A 19,008-nucleotide genomic window follows, 5' to 3' on the forward strand; every position below is an offset into this window, starting at 1 on the left:
TTTTGGGGCTTTTGACCCTGGCATCATGAAAATTTTATTATTATAAGTACATCAAGAGGTTAAGAAAACCCAATGAAGGAGGAACATGTAAAATGAAAAAAAGAAAAGTGTTAGCAGTATTGTTATGTGCAGCGATGACAGCAGCTTTAGCAGTTGGATGCGGTGGAAGCAAAGGATCTGACAGCAGCGACAAGAGCAGTGATTCATCAAGCTCATCCGATGATGTGATCACAGTAGGCTTCTCACAGGTAGGTGCAGAATCTGACTGGCGTACAGCAAACTCTCAGTCAATGAAAGACACATTCAGCAAAGAAAACGGATATGACCTGATCTTTGATGATGCTCAGCAGAAACAGGAAAACCAGATCACAGCAATCCGTAACTTCATCCAGCAGGAGGTTGATTACATTCTTCTTGCACCTGTTACAGAGACAGGATGGGATACAGTTCTTCAGGAAGCAAAAGATGCAGACATCCCGGTAATCATCGTTGACCGTATGGTTGATGTATCTGATGACAGCCTTTACACAACATGGATCGGAACCGATGCTCTTTGTGAAGGTCGTAAAGCAGCTGAATGGCTGAATGGATTTGCAGAAGCAAAAGGAATCGCAGCATCTGATATCCATATCGCTGATATCCAGGGAACAATCGGATCTACAGCTCAGATCGGACGTACAAAAGGTCTTGAAGAAGGCGTTGACAAATACGGATGGGATCTTGTAGCTCAGCAGACAGGTGAATTTACACAGGCTAAAGGTCAGGAAGTTATGGAGTCTATGCTGAAACAGTATGACAACATCAACGTAGTATACTGCGAGAACGATAACGAAGCATTCGGAGCAATCGATGCAATCGAAGCAGCAGGTAAGACAGTTGGATCTGATATCGCTAACGGCGAAATCATGGTAATTTCATTCGATACAACACATGCAGGACTTCAGGATGTTCTTGATGGAAAGATCGAATGCGATGTAGAGTGTAACCCACTTCACGGACCACGTGCTGAAGAACTTATCAAAAAACTTGAAGCTGGCGAAGACGTTGATAAACTGAACTATGTAGATGAAGAAATCTTTGCTCATGATGACACAGTTAAATCTGTAAAAGCTACAAACAGCTTAGACGAAGAAAAAGATTTTGATGTAACACCACTTACACAGGATATTCTTGACAAACGTGCATACTAAAATGCATTAGGAAAGTCGGATATATAATTTGACAGACACATAAGGGTGGATGAATAGAGAGGCGTGGTAGATAATAATCGGAATGTGCCGGATATTTATACTACGCCCTCTTTATTGAAAAAAGGAAAGCAGGTGGAAGAGTATGGAGGGTAATGTTGTACTTACAATGCGGGATATTTCCAAGACATTTCCCGGTGTAAAAGCATTGCAGCATGTTGATTTTACACTTCGCAAGGGCGAAATTCACGCTCTGATGGGTGAGAACGGTGCAGGTAAATCTACACTGATCAAGGTTCTTACCGGTGTACATGAATTTGAAAATGGCGAGATCCGTCTGGATGGAAAAGACGGTCCGATTATTAATAAATCACCTCAGGACGCACAGAACAATGGTATCAGTACTGTATATCAGGAAGTTAACCTTTGTCCGAATCTGACGGTGGCAGAAAATCTGTTTATTGGACGCGAACCAAGAAAAGCAGGATTTATTGACTGGCGTACAATGAACAAACGTGCAACAGAATTGCTTAAGAGTCTTGAAATTGATGCTTCAGCTACCCAGAAGCTGGAAGAGGTTTCTCTGGCAAGACAGCAGATGATCGCAATCGCACGTGCAGTTGATATGAAATGTAAGGTTCTGATCCTTGATGAGCCAACTTCATCTCTGGACGATGATGAGGTTGCAAAGCTGTTCAAACTGATGAACAGACTGAAAGATGAAGGTGTAGGTATTATTTTCGTAACACACTTCCTGGAACAGGTATATGAGGTCTGTGACAGAATCACAGTTTTACGAAATGGGGAACTGGTTGGCGAATACGAAGTCAAAGATCTGCCAAGAGTTATGCTTGTTGCCAAGATGATGGGTAAAGACTTTGATGATCTTGCAGATATCAAGGGAGATCATGCAGAACTCAAAGAATTCATCCCGGTTATCGAGGCAGAAGGACTTAGCCATAAAGGAACGATCAAACCGTTTGATATGACGATCAACAAAGGTGAGGTTGTCGGATTTACAGGGCTTCTTGGATCCGGACGTTCGGAACTTGTCCGTGCAATTTATGGAGCTGATAAAGCGGATTCCGGTAAACTGAAAGTTAACGGAAAAGAAGTGAAGATTCATGCTCCGATCGATGCAATGAAGCTTGGTATGGCATATCTTCCAGAAGACAGAAAGAAAGATGGTATCATCGCAGATCTGTCTGTCCGTGAAAATATTATTATCGCACTTCAGGCGAAAAAAGGTATGTTCCATCCAATGAGCAGAAAAGAAATGGATGAAGCAGCAGATAAATATATTAAGATGCTTCAGATTAAGACAGCAAGCCGTGAAACTCCGATCAAGAGTCTGTCAGGTGGTAACCAGCAGAAGGTTATCATTGGTAGATGGCTTCTTACCAATCCGGATTTCCTGATCCTGGATGAACCTACAAGAGGTATTGATATCGGAACCAAGACAGAGATCCAGAAACTGGTACTTGATCTTGCAGATCAGGGAATGGCGGTTGCATTTATTTCTTCAGAAGTAGAAGAAATGCTCCGTACCTGTTCACGTATGGCAGTTATGCGAGACGGTAAGAAGGTTGGAGAAATTTCCGGTGATGAATTATCACAGGAAGGTATCATGAAAGCAATCGCAGGAGGTGAAGAGTAATGAGCACAAATAAATCAACATGGAAAAAGCTTACCTCTATGAGGCTTTTCATGCCACTGGTGTGTCTGCTTGCAATCATTATCGTAGCTACAATTACAATTCCGGGCTTCTTAAGCATGTCTCTTAAGAATGGAGTTCCATACGGATATCCGGTCGATGTGATCAACCGTGCATCCGAGCTGGTTATTTTGTCAGTTGGTATGACACTTGTTACAGCAGCTTCCGGAGGACAGGACATCAGTGTCGGAGCTGTTATGGCAGTCGCAGGAGCCGTATGCTGCCAGATTCTTTCCGGTGGGGAAGTATCTGTAAACTCTCTGTCAGCACCGATTATCGTTGCATTCCTTGCAGCACTGGTTGCTTCAGGAATCTGCGGTGCATTTAACGGATTTCTGGTTGCAAAGCTGAATATTCAGCCGATGGTTGCGACATTGATCCTTTACACAGCAGGACGTGGTATCGCCCAGCTGATCACAGACGGACAGATTACATATATCCGTGTGAAATCTTATCAGGTATTCGGAAGCTATGTCGGAAAATTCCCGATTCCGATGCCAGTTGTAATTGCAATTATCGTAGTTATCATTGCATATGTTATTTTGAAAAAGACAGCTCTTGGACTTTATATCGAGAGCGTTGGTATTAACGGAACCGCATCCAGACTGGTCGGACTTAATTCAACCATGATCAAGTTCCTTACTTACCTGATCTGTGGTGTACTTGCAGGTGTTGCAGGATTTGTGGCTTCCAGCCGTATCTACTCAGCAGATGCCAACAACATTGGTCTGAACCTTGAAATGGATGCCATCCTTGCAGTTGCCCTTGGTGGAAATGCCCTTGGTGGTGGTAAGTTCAGCCTGATGGGATCTGTGATCGGAGCTTATACAATCCAGGCACTTACAACTGTTCTTTACGGATTGAATGTATCAGCCGATCAGCTTCCGGTCTACAAGGCAATCGTTGTTGTAGTCATCGTTGTCCTTCAGAGCCCGGTATTCAAGAAATTTATTGCAGTGCAGAAAGAAAAAAGAACATCAAAGGCTGCAGTGAAAGGAGGAGCTAACTAATGAAAGCAAAAGTATCCGGAACAAAAAAGAAAATTAACGGAACGACATTCCTCCTTATGATTACAATTTTACTGTTTGTTGTAATGTACGCAGCAGGTATGATCGTATTTAACGACAAAGGTTTTGCAAAACCGCAGATGTTCCTGAATCTGTTCATTTCCAATGCAGGTCTTCTGGTTATCGCGATGGGCGAAACGATCGTTATGATCACAGCCGGAATCGATATCTCAGTTGGTTCTGTTACAGCACTTGTATGTATGGTTGCTGCAAACCAGATGGAAAATCACGGCGCAAGCGCTTATACCGCACTTCTTATGGCACTGGTGATCGGACTTCTCTTTGGTCTGGTTCAGGGATTCCTGGTATCTTATCTGGAGATCCAGCCATTCATTGTAACACTGGCAGGTATGTTCTTTGGACGTGGTATGACATCAATCATCAGTACAGATATGATTTCTATCAAAAATGCAACTTTCATGGCATGGGCTAAATACAAAATTTACATGCCGTTTGGTTCTTACAGTAAGAGGGGAAAATTCCTCCCGGCATATATTTATCCGACAGTTATCATTGCAATCATCGTTCTGATCGTAATCATAATCGTTATGAAGTATACAAAATTCGGACGTTCTGTATATGCGATCGGTGGAAATGAACAGAGTGCACTTATGATGGGACTGAATGTTAAGAGAACAAAAATGGCTGCATACCTTCTGGACGGCTTTCTTGCAGGACTCGGCGGATTCCTTTTCTGTATGAACAGCTGTGCCGGATTCGTAGAACAGGCAAAAGGTCTTGAGATGGATGCGATTTCAGCAGCCGTTATCGGGGGTACACTACTTAGTGGTGGTGTCGGAACTCCATTCGGAACCCTGTTCGGTGTACTGATCAAAGGAACGATTTCCAGTCTGATCACTACACAGGGAACACTTTCAAGCTGGTGGGTACGAATCGTACTTTCCGCACTCCTCTGCTTCTTCATCGTTCTGCAGTCTGTATTTGCAAGCCTGAAGAAGAAAAACTAAAGAAAGAACAGTACTTGAAACATTACAGGCGAAAAGAGAAGACGACGGGTATTGACGGAAACTTTTTAATTGCCTATAATAAAAAAGTAGGATTTAAACACCGGATGTTCATATCGTACATCCGGTGTTCTTTTTGTAAGTATTGAGTATAAAGGGGAAGGAGGAAGATGAGATATGAAAATAGGGATTGCGAATGACCATTCTGCAGTGGATATGAAAAAGCAGGTGGTAGAGTATCTTGTGGAAAAAGGATATGAAGTTGTCAATTACGGAACTGATTCTTATGAGAGCTGTCCTTATCCGAAATATGGGGAAAAGATTGGAAAAGCAGTTGCAGACGGAGAAGTGGATCTCGGAGTTGCAATCTGTGGAACCGGTCTTGGCATTTCCATGGCAGCCAATAAGGTTCACGGTGTCCGCGCAGCGGTGTGTTCTGAACCATATACGGCAAAGATGGCAAGAGAACATAATAATGCAAATGTGATTGCGTTCGGTGCAAGAGTAATTGGAATCGAGATGGCAAAGATGATCCTTGATACATTTCTTGGTGCAGAGTTCCTTGGGGGACGTCACCAGGATCGTGTAGATATGATTATGGCGATCGAAGAAAATCAATAGCGCGGATGAAAAACAACAAGAGCAGATAAAGGCAATGAAAAAGCTTTTATCTGCTCTTGTTGTGTATATGGTGAGCCAAGTACAGATTTGTGCTTGTACAAGAATCTGTATTTGGCGAATGTACATCATCGAGCTGTTAAGCGAGATAGTGTACAAAGTATACGAATCGAGTAGAAGTCAGCCTACTCGATTGTATATGGTGAGTCAAGTGCAGATTGGCGCCTGCACAAGGTTCTGTATTTGGTGAAGGGAAGATGTTACAGAAGTACGGGAACCGAAAAAAAGCTTGTTATACTTGTTTTGGCGGCGTCAAAAAACAATACCATATTATTTGATGTTTTATAAGAAGTGCACAAAGGATGCAAAAAGAAGAATACAAGTTAGGACCTCGATGAAAAACAAATATGTATTCAAGTTGTACACATATAATAAATACAACTTAGCAAAAACATACAAAAGTTGTACGATAATTTGTAACATATTACGGGTTGAAAATCAGGTGTTTCTTAAGGTATATTAGAGGTAAGGAGAGCAGGGGATTTGTACGTAAATCAGGGGGAAAAGAAGAAAAAAGTGAAAGAAACATCAGCAAAATATGAAGGAATTGTAAGATGGATTCGAGAACAGATTGAAGCGGAAGAACTGCAGCCGGGAGAGCGGATAGAGTCGGAATACCAGCTTTGTGACCGTTTTGGGGTAAGCCGTCAGACCGTCAGACATGCGATCGCTGTTCTGGAAAAAGAAGGTATGATCGAGAAACGCCGTGGAAGTGGGACTTATATAAAGGAAAGTGGTATCATCGGGGTCAGACGAAAAAAAACGATGCAGATCGCAGTGATGACAACTTTTGTTCAGGAATATATTTTTTCTGGTATTATTCAGGAAATCGAGAACAAGATGTCACGCGCCGGATATGGAATCCAGATTTCCATCACCAACAATTCTGTAGAAAAAGAACGTTTTATATTGAAAAGCATTCTGGATAAGAAAAGAGTGGATGGAATTATAGCGGAACCGACAAAGAGTGGCCTTCCTAATCCAAATCTCGATCTGTACAGGCAGATCATGGAGCAGGGAATCCCGGTAATCTTTATCAACAGCTATTATCCGGAACTGAAAGCGCCGCATGTAAGTCTTGATGACAAGATGGCAGGGAAGATGGCGACGAAATATCTGATCCAGTGCGGACACCGTGAGATCGCAGCGATTTTCAAGGCAGATGACGGGCAGGGACACAGAAGGTATGCCGGTTATATCGAAGCTTTAATGGAAGCAGATATCAGGATCGAAGATAAACGGATTGTCTGGATTGATACCGAAGATGTGCGCAATCGCAATATGCGTGAGGAGAGCAGCTGGATTTTAAGAAGGATTCAGGGATGTACGGCATGTGTATGCTACAACGATGAGGTTGCGAGCAACCTTGCGGCGACATGTCTGGAACAGAAGATCAAAGTGCCGGACAAGATGTCGATCATTGGAATCGATGATTCTGACCTGGCAAATTATTGCGAAGTACCGCTCGCTTCTGTGAAGAATCCGATCCGGGAGCTAGCGAAGAAGGCAGCAGAAGAGATCCTTGATCTTATGCAGGAGAAAGAAGTGCCGGACAGTGTAGAACTGAAACCGGAGATTATCAACCGGAGTTCTGTAAAAATCATCAAATAAAAATATTTATCAAATCAAATATATTTTATGAAAGGAAAGGTAAAGAAAAAATGAGTGATGTAAAAAGTATGATCGAAGCGGGAAAGACTTCTCTTGGAATCGAGTTTGGTTCCACACGAATCAAAGCAGTTCTGGTAGGAGAAGATAATGCACCGATTGCTTCGGGAAGCCATGAATGGGAGAACCGTCTTGACAACGGTGTCTGGACTTACACATTAGAGGATATCTGGACAGGTCTTCAGGACTGCTACAGAGATCTTGCCGTAGATGTGAAGAAGCAGTATGACGTAGAGCTTACTACTGTCGGAGCACTTGGATTCAGTGCCATGATGCATGGATATATGGTATTTGACAAAGCAGGAGAACAGCTTGTACCGTTCCGTACATGGAGAAATACAATGACAGAGCAGGCAGCAAAAGAACTGACAGAATTATTCCGTTTCAATATGCCACAGAGATGGAGCGGAGCACATCTGTATCAGGCAATCCTGAACAAAGAAGAACATGTAAAGGATATTGATTTTATTACAACGCTTGCAGGTTATGTACACTGGAAACTGACAGGAGAGAAAGTCCTTGGCGTTGGTGACGCATCCGGAATGTTCCCGATCGACAGCACAACACGTAACTGGAATAAAGAGATGCTTGCCAAGTTTGATGAACTGGTTGCACCGAAAGGATATTCTTGGAAAGTAGAAGATATCCTTCCAAAAGTCCTGGTTGCAGGTGAAAAGGCAGGAACACTTACCGAAGAAGGTGCAAAGCTTCTGGACCCAACAGGAAAGCTTCAGGCAGGCATTCCGGTATGCCCTCCGGAAGGTGATGCAGGAACCGGTATGGCAGCTACGAATAGCGTCAGAGTCCGCACCGGTAATGTATCAGCAGGAACCAGTGTATTTGCAATGGTTGTTCTTGAAAAAGCACTTGAGAAAGTACATGAAGAGATCGATATGGTAACAACACCTGCAGGAGATGCTGTGGCAATGGTTCACTGCAACAACTGTACTTCAGATCTGAATGCATGGGTAAATATTTTCAAAGAATTTGCAGAAGCATTCGGTATGAAAGTCGATATGAACGATCTGTTCGGAACTCTTTACAACAAAGCTCTGGAAGGTGATGCAGACTGTGGAGGTCTGATGTCTTATAACTTCTTCGCAGGAGAACCGGTTGTTGGATTTGATGAAGGACGTCCGTTATTTGTTCGTATGCCAGACAGCAAATTCAATCTTGCAAACTTTATGAGAGCAAATTTATATGCATCTTTGGAAGTCCTGAAAGTCGGAATGGACATTCTTCTGAAAGAAGAGAAGGTAGCCGTTGATGAGATCCTCGGACACGGCGGACTCTTTAAGACAAAAGGCGTTGGACAGAGCATCCTGGCGGCAGCACTTGACACACCGGTATCAGTTATGGAAACAGCCGGAGAAGGCGGTGCATGGGGAATCGCACTTCTTGCATCTTACATGAACAACAAGGCAGAAGGCGAGGCTCTGGATGATTATCTGGATGCAAAAGTATTTGCAGGACAGAAGGGTACAAAGATGGATCCGGATCCGAAGGATGTAGAAGGATACAATGCATTTATTGAACGCTTCAAGAAGACGCTTCCGATCATGAAAGCTGCAACAGAGACTATGAAATAGAACCCGAAATATTTTACATAAACACAGGAGGTTAAAGCAATGTTAGAAGAACTGAAAAAAGAGGTTTATGAAGCCAATATGCTTCTGCCTAAGTATGGACTTGTCACATTTACCTGGGGCAATGTCAGCGGAATCGACCGCGAAAGCGGGCTTGTTGTGATCAAACCGAGCGGTGTGGATTATGACAAAATGACAGTAGATGACATGGTTGTTGTAGACCTGGAAGGAAACCGCGTGGAAGGCAACTTAAATCCGTCTTCTGATACGGCAACACATCTGGAACTCTACAAAGCGTTTCCGGATATGGGTGGTATCGTCCATACACATTCCCCATGGGCAACCAGTTGGGCACAGGCAGGAAGAGGAATTCCTTGCTACGGAACCACACATGCCGACTATATGTACGGTGAGATCCCATGTGTCCGCAATCTGACAAAAGAAGAAATCGACGAAGCATATGAGAAGAATACAGGAGTTCTCATTGTGGAACATTTCAAAGGTACAGAATACATGGCAATGCCTGCAGTACTCTGCAAAAACCACGGACCATTCACCTGGGGAACCGATCCACACAATGCAGTACATAATGCAGTCGTACTCGAAGAAGTAGCCAAAATGGCAGCTCGCTGCGAAATGATCAATCCAGACGTAAAACCTGCCCCACAGGAATTACAGGATAAACACTACTACAGAAAACACGGTAAAGACGCATACTATGGACAAGGCTAAAGCACTTAATGAATGCGAGCCGTAGGCGACACATGAATTTAGTGCGTTGCCTGTTCGGCGCACTTAGCGAGCGGGAGCGTATGCGACTGAGAGCTTAGTAAGACCGAACTTGTGTTGGAGAGATAGAGTAAATCAATCAACAAAGAAATCAAATAAAAAGGAGAATAAAAACATGTTAGTACAGAAAGATTACAAATTTTGGTTTTGCACAGGATCACAGGATTTATACGGAGATGAATGCCTCGCACACGTAGCAGAACATTCACAGATCATCGTAAAAGCCCTCAACGAATCAGGAATTCTTCCATACGAAGTAGTCTGGAAACCAACCCTGATCACGAATGAAGTAATCAGAAGAACCTTCAACGAAGCAAATACAGATGAAAACTGTGCAGGTGTTATTACATGGTGTCATACATTCTCACCGGCAAAATCATGGATCCTCGGATTAAAGGAACTGAGAAAACCATTACTTCACCTTCACACACAGTTCAACCGTGAAATCCCATACGACACCATCGATATGGACTTCATGAATGAGAACCAGGCAGCTCATGGCGACCGTGAATTCGGACATATTTTCACACGCCTTCATAAGAACCGTAAAGTCATCATGGGTTACTGGGAAGACAAAGAAACACAGGAAAGAATCGGTGACTGGATGCGTACAGCAGTTGGTGTCATCGAAAGCAGCCATGTACGTGTTATGCGTGTAGCTGACAACATGAGAAACGTTGCCGTAACAGAAGGTGACAAAGTAGAGGCTCAGATCAAATTCGGATGGGAAGTTGATGCTTACCCGGTAAATGAAGTTGCTGACGCAGTAGCTCAGGTTGGACAGGGTGATGTAAATGCACTTGTTGAAGAATACTATGACAAATATCAGATTCTTCTGGAAGGAAGAGATGAAGCTGAATTCAGAAAACATGTAGCAGTTCAGGCTCAGATCGAACTTGGATTTGAAAGATTCCTTGAAGCAAACAATTATCAGGCAATTGTTACACACTTCGGAGATCTTGGATCACTTCAGCAGCTTCCGGGACTTGCAATGCAGAGACTGATGGAAAAAGGATATGGTTTCGGTGCGGAAGGTGACTGGAAGACAGCAGCTATGGTTCGTGTAATGAAGATCATGACACAGGGCAAGAAAGATGCAAAGGGAACTTCCTTCATGGAAGACTACACATACAACCTTGTACCTGGAAAAGAAGGTATCCTGGAAGCTCATATGCTGGAAGTTTGCCCGACAATCGCAGATGGACCGATCAGCATCAAGTGCCAGCCGCTTAGCATGGGTGACAGAGAAGATCCTACACGTCTTGTATTTACAGCCAAAGAAGGACCGGCTGTCGCAACATCACTTGTTGATCTTGGCGACAGATTCCGCCTGATCATCAACAGTGTAGACTGCAAGAAGACAGAAAAACCGATGCCGAAGCTTCCGGTTGCAACTGCATTCTGGACACCACAGCCAGACCTCAGAACAGGTGCAGAAGCTTGGATCCTGGCAGGTGGAGCTCACCATACAGCATTCTCTTATGACCTGACACCGGAACAGATGGGTGACTGGGCAGAAGAAATGGGAATCGAAGCTGTTTATATCGACAAAAATACAAAGATCAGAGATTTCAAAAATGAATTAAGATGGAATGAAGCTGCGTATAGAAAATAAATAGTAGCAGATGAATTCTAAGAAATAAACAACCGGGCAGAATCACATTTAAAAGTGAACTGCCTGGTTTTTTGCAACGTATAAAGTTCTAGGTAAAAGTAAAAGTTGAAAAACAGAGCAGTAAAAAAGTTAAATTTTACTAAAGTTATTTATTTCTCCGAAATGTGTGCTATAATGAATTAAATAAATTGCAAAGGAAAGTCATCAAGGGAAAATGCATTAAGGCAATATTGAAAGAAAATAAAAAGAAAGAGAAATAATGGGGGAAGGACATGGCGACGATTAAGGACATTGCGGCAAAAGCGGGGGTTTCCATAGCGACAGTATCCAGAGTGTTGAATCATGATGAAACTTTGAATGCGCAGGAAGAGACAAAAAAAAGAATTTTTGAAATTGCAGAGGAATTAGAATACGAAGTACGCGCACAGAAAAAACGCAGGCGAAAACTGAAGATAGGTGTATTTTATTCTTATTCTCCTGAAGAAGAACTTCAGGATCCTTATTATCTTTGTATCAGGCTTGCTATAGAAAAAAAACTGGAAGAAGAAGGATATACAAAGGTGATTGTGAAACTGGATGATTCGCCGGAGATGATCAACGGATTAGATGGTGTAATCTGTACCGGTACATTCACAAAAAAAATGGTAGAAGCAATAGAGATATGGGAATGCCCGGTTATATTTATTGATGCAGATCCAAACCCAAAGAGATTCGATTCAATTGTGGTAGACTATAGACGGGCAGTAGAAGAGATTGTTTCCTATCTGGTAGGGTGTGGACATACGAAAATAGGGATGATCGGCTGTCGAGAAGTTGATAAGGAGGGGGATGAAGTACTGGATACGAGAATACAGCATTTTCAGAACGCTTTGAAAAAACGGGGACTGTATCACCCGGAATATACAAAGTTTGGCGCTTATTATGCAAAATATGGATACAAACTTCTGAAAGAGTTTTACGAGGAAGGGAATCTGCCGACTGCCTTGTTTGTTGCGAATGATTCGATGGCAGCAGGAAGTTATCGGGCTGCATATGAACTTGGACTTAAAATACCGGATGATATCAGTATTATTGGCTTTAATGATATCCCAACTGCGAAATACATGATTCCTCCACTTACTACGGTGAGATTGTACATGGAGTTCATGGGAGAATATGCAGTAAAACTTCTGGAAGAGCGAATTATACATGGAAGAGAGATTTGTGTAAAAGTTTCAATCCCGACTAAACTTTATATACGTGACAGTGTTAAAAAATTTTAATAAGGTAAAAAAGTAAGAGGCTATGGAACGGAGAATGTCCTATAGTCTCTTTATGTATATAGATCGAGTGATGACAGATTGTTTTGTTATGATTTTTTAGCTAAAAATAAAGAGTTAAAATCAATCAAGTAAAAACAGACAACTTTATTTAAAATAAAAATATAGTTTTACCAAGATAAAAATTGTGAAAAGTATATAAAAATATGGTGTAAATAATAGGTAAAATAGAGAAAAAATATTTATAGGGTAAAAAGTATTTACATTTAACCAGTAAAATAGTATAGTGGTTTTACCAAATAAAATAAGTGAATCAAAGGAGGAAATGATTTATGAAGAGGAAAATTGCAGTAATGTGCGTACTTGCACTTACAGGAACAATGATGCTGACTGCTTGTGGAAACAAGAAAGACAGTAATAATGGAAAGACAAGTGACGGAAAGACAGCAATACGTTTTGCAACATGGGATGTAGCTGATGATGTAGATGCTCAGCAGAAACTTGTAGATAAATTTAATGAGGAACATGATGACATTGAAGTAACACTGGAAGCATACGGAAGTGATTTTGATACAAAGATCAGTGCAGGTATGGGATCTGGAGATACACCGGATGTTATGTATATGTGGAACTACCCGGCATATGCAGATGGTCTTGAACCTCTGGATGAGTATATCGACAAAGAAGGCGATGACTATAAGAATGATTTCTACAGCACACTGTGGAATTACAACTCATTAGACGGAACAACATATGGTATTCCAGTGGGATTTACAACACATTCACTTTTCTATAACAAAGACCTTTTTGCACAGGCTGGTGTAGAAGAACCTACAGATGACTGGACATGGTCGGATCTTCAGGCAGCTGCCAAGACAATTGAAGAAAAGACAGGTCAGAAAGGTTTTGCATTCCAGATGAAACCAGATCCGTATGATTTTGAAATGTATCTGTGGAGCAATGGAACTGCTTATTGTGACGAAGACGGACAGATGGCAGGTCAGATTGATTCAAAAGAATCTCAGGAAGTATTTAAAATGTTCCAGGATATGGAAAAAGACGGATATGCAATTGCAACAGAAAAGAACGGAACTGATGAATTCCGTGCCGGTACAGCAGCAATGTATGTATATGGATCATGGTCAATTGCTTCTCTTAATGAGGATGGAATGAATTATGGTGTGGCAAAAATTCCTTCTTTTGACGGAAAGACCTCTGTAAGTATTCTGAGCTCTTCAGGACTTTCTATTTCAAAGGACAGCAAGAATAAAGATGCTGCATGGGAATTTGTAAAATACTGGACAGGCGAAGAATGCAACAAAGCAAGAATCGGTATGGAACTTCCGGTACTTAACAGTGTTGTAGAATCTGAAGGTATCATGGATGAACCAGAATATGCACCATTCTATGAGATGCTTGAGCAGAGTGACGGACATACTCCGGCAAGCTTCCTGATTGAAGACTGGTCAGAAATTTCAGAAAACCTCAGCTTATCATTTGAACAGATTTTCAATCCAAGCTCATACATGGATGTAAAAGATGTTTTAAAAGAGGCAGCAGACGCACAGTAATAGCATACAAACAAACCGGCGCCGGAACAATTTATGATTCCGGCGCCGATAAATAGGAGAGAAGAAAAATGAAGCAGAGAAAATTCCTGAAGACGGCCACACCGTATTTGTTTATTATGCCGTGGATTATCGGGTTCCTTGTATTTACAATCGGTCCCCTGATTCTGTCTTTGATCATGAGCTTTTTTGACTGGCCGCTTACCACAGCACCAACATTCAGGGGACTTGGAAACTATATTGATATGTTTACAAAGGACAAACAGTTCTGGAAATCCCTTATAATCAGTTTGAAATATGCGGCAATTTTTGTACCGCTTAACATGATTATTGCATTGTTCCTTGCAATGCTGATTACACAGCCGGTTAAAGGAGTAAAAGTATTCCGTACAATTTTCTATATTCCGGCAGTTATCTCAGGTGTAGCGGTTTCTATCATCTGGGGATGGATCCTCAACGGAGATTATGGCGTACTGAATTATCTGTTATCTCTTCTGGGAATCAAAGGACCGAAGTGGCTGGTTGATCCGGCATGGGCACTCCTTGCAGTTATAATTGCAAGTGCGTTTGGTGTTGGAACGATGATGCTTATCTTCTACACAGATATCAAAAATATTCCGGTTGATGTATACGAAGCTGCATCTATTGATGGAGCAGGTCCTGCAAGAAAATTTTTCAGTATTACACTTCCGATTATTACACCTACAATTTTATTTAACCTGATTACGTCAATTATCAGTTCTTTCCAACAGGTAACATTGGTTATGCTTCTTACCGGAGGCGGACCGCTTAAATCTACCTACTTCTATGGACTGTATACATACAATAACGCATTCAAACATCACAAACTTGGATATGCCAGTGCAAACGCATGGGTAATGTTTATCATCATTCTGCTGCTGACTGCCGTGGTATTCAAGTCATCATCCGCATGGGTATTCTATGAGACAGAAGCTAAAAACAGCGGAGCAAAGAAAACAAAAAAGAAAAAAGGGGGTAGAAAGTAATGAAGATGTCTAAAAAATCAAAAATTGTAATTTACATATTACTCGGACTGGTAGCCATTTACTTTCTTGCACCGTTTATTTACATGCTGTTTTCTGCATTTAAGACAGAAGGAGAAGCAATTGCATATCCGCCGAAACTTCTGCCGGCAGAATGGCATTTTGAGAACTTTATTAATGCATGGAAATCACAGCCGTTTGGAACATATCTTTGGAATTCAATCCTTGTAACAGTTCTGACAACAGTCGGACAGGTTCTTTCATGTTCACTGGTTGCTTATGGATTTGCAAGATTTAACTTTAAAGGAAAAAATATCCTCTTTATGATCCTGCTTTCAACAATGATGATTCCATGGGATGTTACCATGATTCCGCAGTACATGGAATTCAACTTATTCGGATGGATCAATACACTGAAGCCGCTGATCGTGCCGGCATGGTTCGGATCTGCCTATTATGTATTCCTGATGAGACAGTTCCTTATGGGAATCCCGAAGGATTTTGAGGAAGCAGCACGAATTGACGGCGCAAATCAGTTCCAGATTTACTGGAAGATTTTCATGCCGATCATGAAACCTTCATTGATTCTTGTCGGTGTACTTAATATGCTGACTGTATGGAATGACTATCTTGGACCACTCATTTTCTTACAGGACAGAAGCAAATATACATTGGCACTTGGACTTGCTTCATTTAAAGGAGTTCACAGTACACAGATTATTCCGATGCTCTGTATTACGATTATTATGATTATTCCGCCGATCATTATTTTCATTATCGCGCAGAAATATATTGTTGAAGGAACCAGTGGTTCTATCAAATAGACAGGCGTATGGAGCGGTCAGGCAGACTGTATCTGTCTGACCGCTGTTGCTGTCTTATATGGGATACCACTTGAGAGGAGAAAATTATGGCAAGAAAAAAAGTAAAAAGATGGGAAGACCATCGGATTACCGGAATTGGGAGAAGAGAAGCACGAACGGCTTTTTATAAAGATTCGCAAAAGAAAATCAGTTTAAATGGAGAATGGGATTTTAAATATGTTGATGCACCGGAATTATCGCCGGAAGGATTTGAACAGTCGGGGGCATGTGAAGGATGGGATAAGATTGATGTTCCGTCCGTATGGCAACTTAGAGGGTATGACAAGATGCATTACACAGATGTGTTATATCCATTTCCGGTAAACCCACCGCATGTACCAGATGAAAATCCAACTGGAATTTATAAAAAGACAGTTGTATTAGATGAACAGTGGATGGAAAAAGACACGGTTCTGAAATTCCATGGTGTTGACAGTGCATTTGATGTATGGGTAAATGGAAAACATGTTGGATTTGGAAAAGTCAGCAGACTGCCTTCAGAATTTGACATTACCGGGTTTGTAAAAACAGGTGAAAATGACATTACCGTTCGTGTATACAAGTGGTCAGACGGTACTTATCTGGAAGATCAGGATATGTGGTGGTTATCAGGAATCTACAGGGATGTAGAACTGATCAATGAGGAAAAGAATGCAGTTCTGGATCTTCGTGTAAATGGAACACTGGATGACAGCTACAAAAATGGTTTTTTTACAGCTGGAATTACAATGAAACAGGCTGGTACAAATCTTGGCTGGAAGCTTTCTTATAAAGGAAAGACTGTTCTTGAAGGTGAACTTGTTTCGGAAGGAAAAGATATATGTATTGAGGCTGAGATCCCGGAAGTTCATACATGGACAGCCGAGACACCTGAGTTATATGAATTTACAGTAATGACAGAAAATCAGGAAGTAACAGTCAGATGTGGATTCCGCAAAATCGAGATCAAAGATAAGAACTTCCGTGTCAATAATCAGGTAATCCTTCTGAACGGAATCAATCATCATGATTATAATCCGAGAGAAGGAAGAAGAGTGACAAGAGAGCAGATGGAATCAGATATTCGTCTGATGAAACAGTACAATATCAATGCTGTTCGTTGCTCGCATTATCCGGCAAATGAATATTTTTATGATCTGTGTGACGAATATGGACTTTATGTGATCAATGAAGCAGACCTGGAATGCCATGGATTTGAATGGGTAGAAAATTACACATGGATCACAGATGATGAGACCTGGAAAGATGCTTACGTAGACCGTAGTGTCCGTATGGTAAAGAGAGATAGAAATCATCCATCGATTATTATGTGGTCTATGGGAAATGAATCCGCATTCGGATGCAATTTCCGCAGTGCAGCAGAAGCAATTCGTGAGTTGGATGATACCAGACTGGTTCATTACGAGGGAGATTTTGAGGCAGAAGTGACAGACGTATATTCTACGATGTATACTAGACTGAAAGGTCTCAAAGAGATTGCAGAATATCAGATCAAAGGGGATAAGCCACACGTAATGTGTGAATATGGACATGCGATGGGAAATGGTCCTGGAGGATTAAAGGCATACCAGGATATGTATCGCAAGTACAAACGTCTTCAGGGTGGATTTCTCTGGGAGTGGTATGATCATGGAATTTACACTGAAGAAAAGGATAAGAAATATTATAAATATGGTGGAAATTATGGAGATTTTCCAACAAACGGGAACTTCTGCATCGATGGGATTCTGATGCCGGACAGAACACCGTCTCCGGGAATGGAAGAATACAAACAGATCATTGCACCAGTAGAAATTACAGCTGTTGAAGGAAGCATGAACAAGCTTCAGATCCGGAATTATTATGATTTCCTGAATCTGGATACGACAACACTTTATTGGGAAGTAAAAGCGGAAGATCAGACGATACAGGACGGAATCGTTGAAGGACTTTCGGTTGCTCCGCATGAAGGCAAGATCATTGCCCTACCAATTACAGCATTTGAATTACAGGAAAATACAGACTATTATCTGAATCTGACTGTATGTCAGAAAGAAGAAAGAAACTATGCACCAGCAGGGTATGAAATCAAGAAAGTCCAGATTCCGATGCAGATCCGAAAAGATGGATTTTCGGTAAGAGAAACAGCTGATAAGCTTCAGGTAACAGAAGGACAGGGGGGTCTTACTGTAGAAAACAGCCGTGTGACAGCAAAATTCAGTACTGTATTTGGAAAATTGATTTCTTTTGGAAAAGATGGAAAAGAGTATCTGACTGAAGGACCAAGAATGAATGTATACCGTGCAACAATCGATAACGATATGTACAAGAAAGAGGACTGGATGAATAAATATTTTATTCAGAAACCGGTAGAAGAGACAGAATATGTCAGCTGTCTGAAAGAAGACGATAAGGTGATCGTCCAGATCGGAACATTCTTCAGTTGCTATAACCAGTCCTGGGGATTTGAATGTGATTACACTTATACGGTTTATTCTTGTGGACAGATGAAGGTGGAAATTCAGGGAAAAGCTGTTCAGAGAGGAAAACTGGAACCAGCGTTCTTACCACGTATCGGAGTCATTATGAAAGGAAATAAAAACTTTCAGAAGGCGATGTGGTATGGTATGGGACCTGGTGAGAGTTATGTAGACAGTAAGGCTGCATCTATTATGGGAATTTACGAAAATACAGTTGACGGAATGATGACAGATTATGTATTCCCACAGGAAAACGGACATCATGAACAGGTGAAATGGTTCCGTATTGGAGATGGAAAAGATGGTCTGTTATGCAAGATGGAGGAGAAGCTTGGTCTGAACCTTGCTAATTATACCGATGAAAGTCTGGAAAAAGCACAGCATCCATTTGAAATTGAAAAAGCGGATGATGTGATTATCCATCTGGATTATCGCCAGTCAGGACTTGGAAGCAACAGCTGTGGAGAAGAACAGTTGGAAGAAAATAAAGTAAAACTTCAGGATTTTGCAATGGCATTTACTGTGCAGGCAGCAGAATGCGGAACCGAAATCCGGGAAGCAAGAAAACAGTACATCGATTAAGAAT

The 19,008-nt window shown here is 41.6% G+C and carries 14 protein-coding genes; all 14 read left to right on the plus strand.

Translation table 11 applies throughout. From position 1 onward, the window contains the following. Positions 1 to 92: 92 nt before the first annotated feature. The 14 genes from PGZ10_RS09005 to PGZ10_RS09070 all read left to right on the plus strand — a co-directional run bounded on the left by PGZ10_RS09005 (position 93) and on the right by PGZ10_RS09070 (position 19,004). On the plus strand, positions 93 to 1,190 hold the full coding sequence (locus PGZ10_RS09005; protein WP_117834863.1) for an ABC transporter substrate-binding protein: 1,098 nt from the start codon (positions 93 to 95) through the stop codon (positions 1,188 to 1,190). A 142-nt stretch (positions 1,191 to 1,332) separates the two neighbouring features. Beyond that, the gene (locus PGZ10_RS09010) at positions 1,333 to 2,844 is read left to right on the plus strand and encodes a sugar ABC transporter ATP-binding protein (RefSeq protein WP_117823726.1); all 1,512 of its coding nucleotides are present in this window, start codon (positions 1,333 to 1,335) and stop codon (positions 2,842 to 2,844) included. Continuing rightward, entirely contained in the window at positions 2,844 to 3,911 is a 1,068-nt protein-coding gene (locus tag PGZ10_RS09015; RefSeq protein ID WP_008372590.1) for an ABC transporter permease, read from the plus strand. The genes PGZ10_RS09010 and PGZ10_RS09015 overlap by 1 nt, the downstream gene beginning before the upstream one ends. Continuing rightward, on the plus strand, positions 3,911 to 4,936 hold the full coding sequence (locus tag PGZ10_RS09020; RefSeq protein WP_008372592.1) for an ABC transporter permease subunit: 1,026 nt from the start codon (positions 3,911 to 3,913) through the stop codon (positions 4,934 to 4,936). Before PGZ10_RS09015 ends, PGZ10_RS09020 begins: the two co-directional genes overlap by 1 nt. 174 nt (positions 4,937 to 5,110) lie before the next feature. Then, positions 5,111 to 5,554: a ribose 5-phosphate isomerase B gene (rpiB, locus tag PGZ10_RS09025; RefSeq protein ID WP_022220180.1), complete on the plus strand. Its 444-nt coding sequence runs from the start codon at positions 5,111 to 5,113 to the stop codon at positions 5,552 to 5,554. A 540-nt stretch (positions 5,555 to 6,094) separates the two neighbouring features. Further along, the gene (locus PGZ10_RS09030; protein WP_243002841.1) at positions 6,095 to 7,222 is read left to right on the plus strand and encodes a GntR family transcriptional regulator; all 1,128 of its coding nucleotides are present in this window, start codon (positions 6,095 to 6,097) and stop codon (positions 7,220 to 7,222) included. Between the two features lie 50 nt (positions 7,223 to 7,272). After that, positions 7,273 to 8,868 (plus strand): xylulokinase, encoded by a 1,596-nt coding sequence (locus PGZ10_RS09035; protein WP_270541200.1) that lies wholly within the window; start codon positions 7,273 to 7,275, stop codon positions 8,866 to 8,868. Positions 8,869 to 8,907: 39 nt separating this feature from the next. Continuing rightward, positions 8,908 to 9,597, plus strand: coding sequence for an L-ribulose-5-phosphate 4-epimerase (gene araD / locus PGZ10_RS09040; protein WP_270541201.1), 690 nt, complete (start codon positions 8,908 to 8,910; stop codon positions 9,595 to 9,597). A 172-nt stretch (positions 9,598 to 9,769) separates the two neighbouring features. Further along, on the plus strand, positions 9,770 to 11,269 hold the full coding sequence (gene araA / locus PGZ10_RS09045) for an L-arabinose isomerase (RefSeq protein ID WP_270541203.1): 1,500 nt from the start codon (positions 9,770 to 9,772) through the stop codon (positions 11,267 to 11,269). A 272-nt stretch (positions 11,270 to 11,541) separates the two neighbouring features. Further along, positions 11,542 to 12,531, plus strand: coding sequence for a LacI family DNA-binding transcriptional regulator (locus PGZ10_RS09050; protein WP_270541204.1), 990 nt, complete (start codon positions 11,542 to 11,544; stop codon positions 12,529 to 12,531). 329 nt (positions 12,532 to 12,860) lie between these two features. Further along, positions 12,861 to 14,099 (plus strand): ABC transporter substrate-binding protein, encoded by a 1,239-nt coding sequence (locus tag PGZ10_RS09055; protein WP_117558541.1) that lies wholly within the window; start codon positions 12,861 to 12,863, stop codon positions 14,097 to 14,099. 68 nt (positions 14,100 to 14,167) lie between these two features. After that, complete coding sequence (locus PGZ10_RS09060) at positions 14,168 to 15,103, plus strand: carbohydrate ABC transporter permease (protein WP_117558543.1); 936 nt, start codon at positions 14,168 to 14,170, stop codon at positions 15,101 to 15,103. Continuing rightward, on the plus strand, positions 15,103 to 15,924 hold the full coding sequence (locus PGZ10_RS09065; protein ID WP_022220172.1) for a carbohydrate ABC transporter permease: 822 nt from the start codon (positions 15,103 to 15,105) through the stop codon (positions 15,922 to 15,924). The genes PGZ10_RS09060 and PGZ10_RS09065 overlap by 1 nt, the downstream gene beginning before the upstream one ends. Before the next feature lie 86 nt (positions 15,925 to 16,010). Further along, positions 16,011 to 19,004 carry a glycoside hydrolase family 2 TIM barrel-domain containing protein gene (locus PGZ10_RS09070; RefSeq protein WP_118217628.1) on the plus strand — a complete coding sequence of 998 codons (2,994 nt, stop codon included), beginning with the start codon at positions 16,011 to 16,013 and terminating at the stop codon, positions 19,002 to 19,004. The last annotated feature ends 4 nt before the right edge of the window (positions 19,005 to 19,008 follow it).

The organism is Coprococcus sp. AF102-57, assembly GCF_027686195.1.
GTDB classification, from domain to species: domain Bacteria; phylum Bacillota; class Clostridia; order Lachnospirales; family Lachnospiraceae; genus Allocoprococcus; species Allocoprococcus comes.

Coding starts and splice junctions, on each gene's coding strand:
- PGZ10_RS09005 (WP_117834863.1), top strand. CDS start 93: ATGAAAAAAAGAAAAGTGTTAGCAGTATTGTTATGTGCAGCGATGACA.
- PGZ10_RS09010 (WP_117823726.1), top strand. CDS start 1,333: ATGGAGGGTAATGTTGTACTTACAATGCGGGATATTTCCAAGACATTT.
- PGZ10_RS09015 (WP_008372590.1), top strand. CDS start 2,844: ATGAGCACAAATAAATCAACATGGAAAAAGCTTACCTCTATGAGGCTT.
- PGZ10_RS09020 (WP_008372592.1), top strand. CDS start 3,911: ATGAAAGCAAAAGTATCCGGAACAAAAAAGAAAATTAACGGAACGACA.
- rpiB (WP_022220180.1), top strand. CDS start 5,111: ATGAAAATAGGGATTGCGAATGACCATTCTGCAGTGGATATGAAAAAG.
- PGZ10_RS09035 (WP_270541200.1), top strand. CDS start 7,273: ATGAGTGATGTAAAAAGTATGATCGAAGCGGGAAAGACTTCTCTTGGA.
- araD (WP_270541201.1), top strand. CDS start 8,908: ATGTTAGAAGAACTGAAAAAAGAGGTTTATGAAGCCAATATGCTTCTG.
- araA (WP_270541203.1), top strand. CDS start 9,770: ATGTTAGTACAGAAAGATTACAAATTTTGGTTTTGCACAGGATCACAG.
- PGZ10_RS09050 (WP_270541204.1), top strand. CDS start 11,542: ATGGCGACGATTAAGGACATTGCGGCAAAAGCGGGGGTTTCCATAGCG.
- PGZ10_RS09055 (WP_117558541.1), top strand. CDS start 12,861: ATGAAGAGGAAAATTGCAGTAATGTGCGTACTTGCACTTACAGGAACA.
- PGZ10_RS09060 (WP_117558543.1), top strand. CDS start 14,168: ATGAAGCAGAGAAAATTCCTGAAGACGGCCACACCGTATTTGTTTATT.
- PGZ10_RS09065 (WP_022220172.1), top strand. CDS start 15,103: ATGAAGATGTCTAAAAAATCAAAAATTGTAATTTACATATTACTCGGA.
- PGZ10_RS09070 (WP_118217628.1), top strand. CDS start 16,011: ATGGCAAGAAAAAAAGTAAAAAGATGGGAAGACCATCGGATTACCGGA.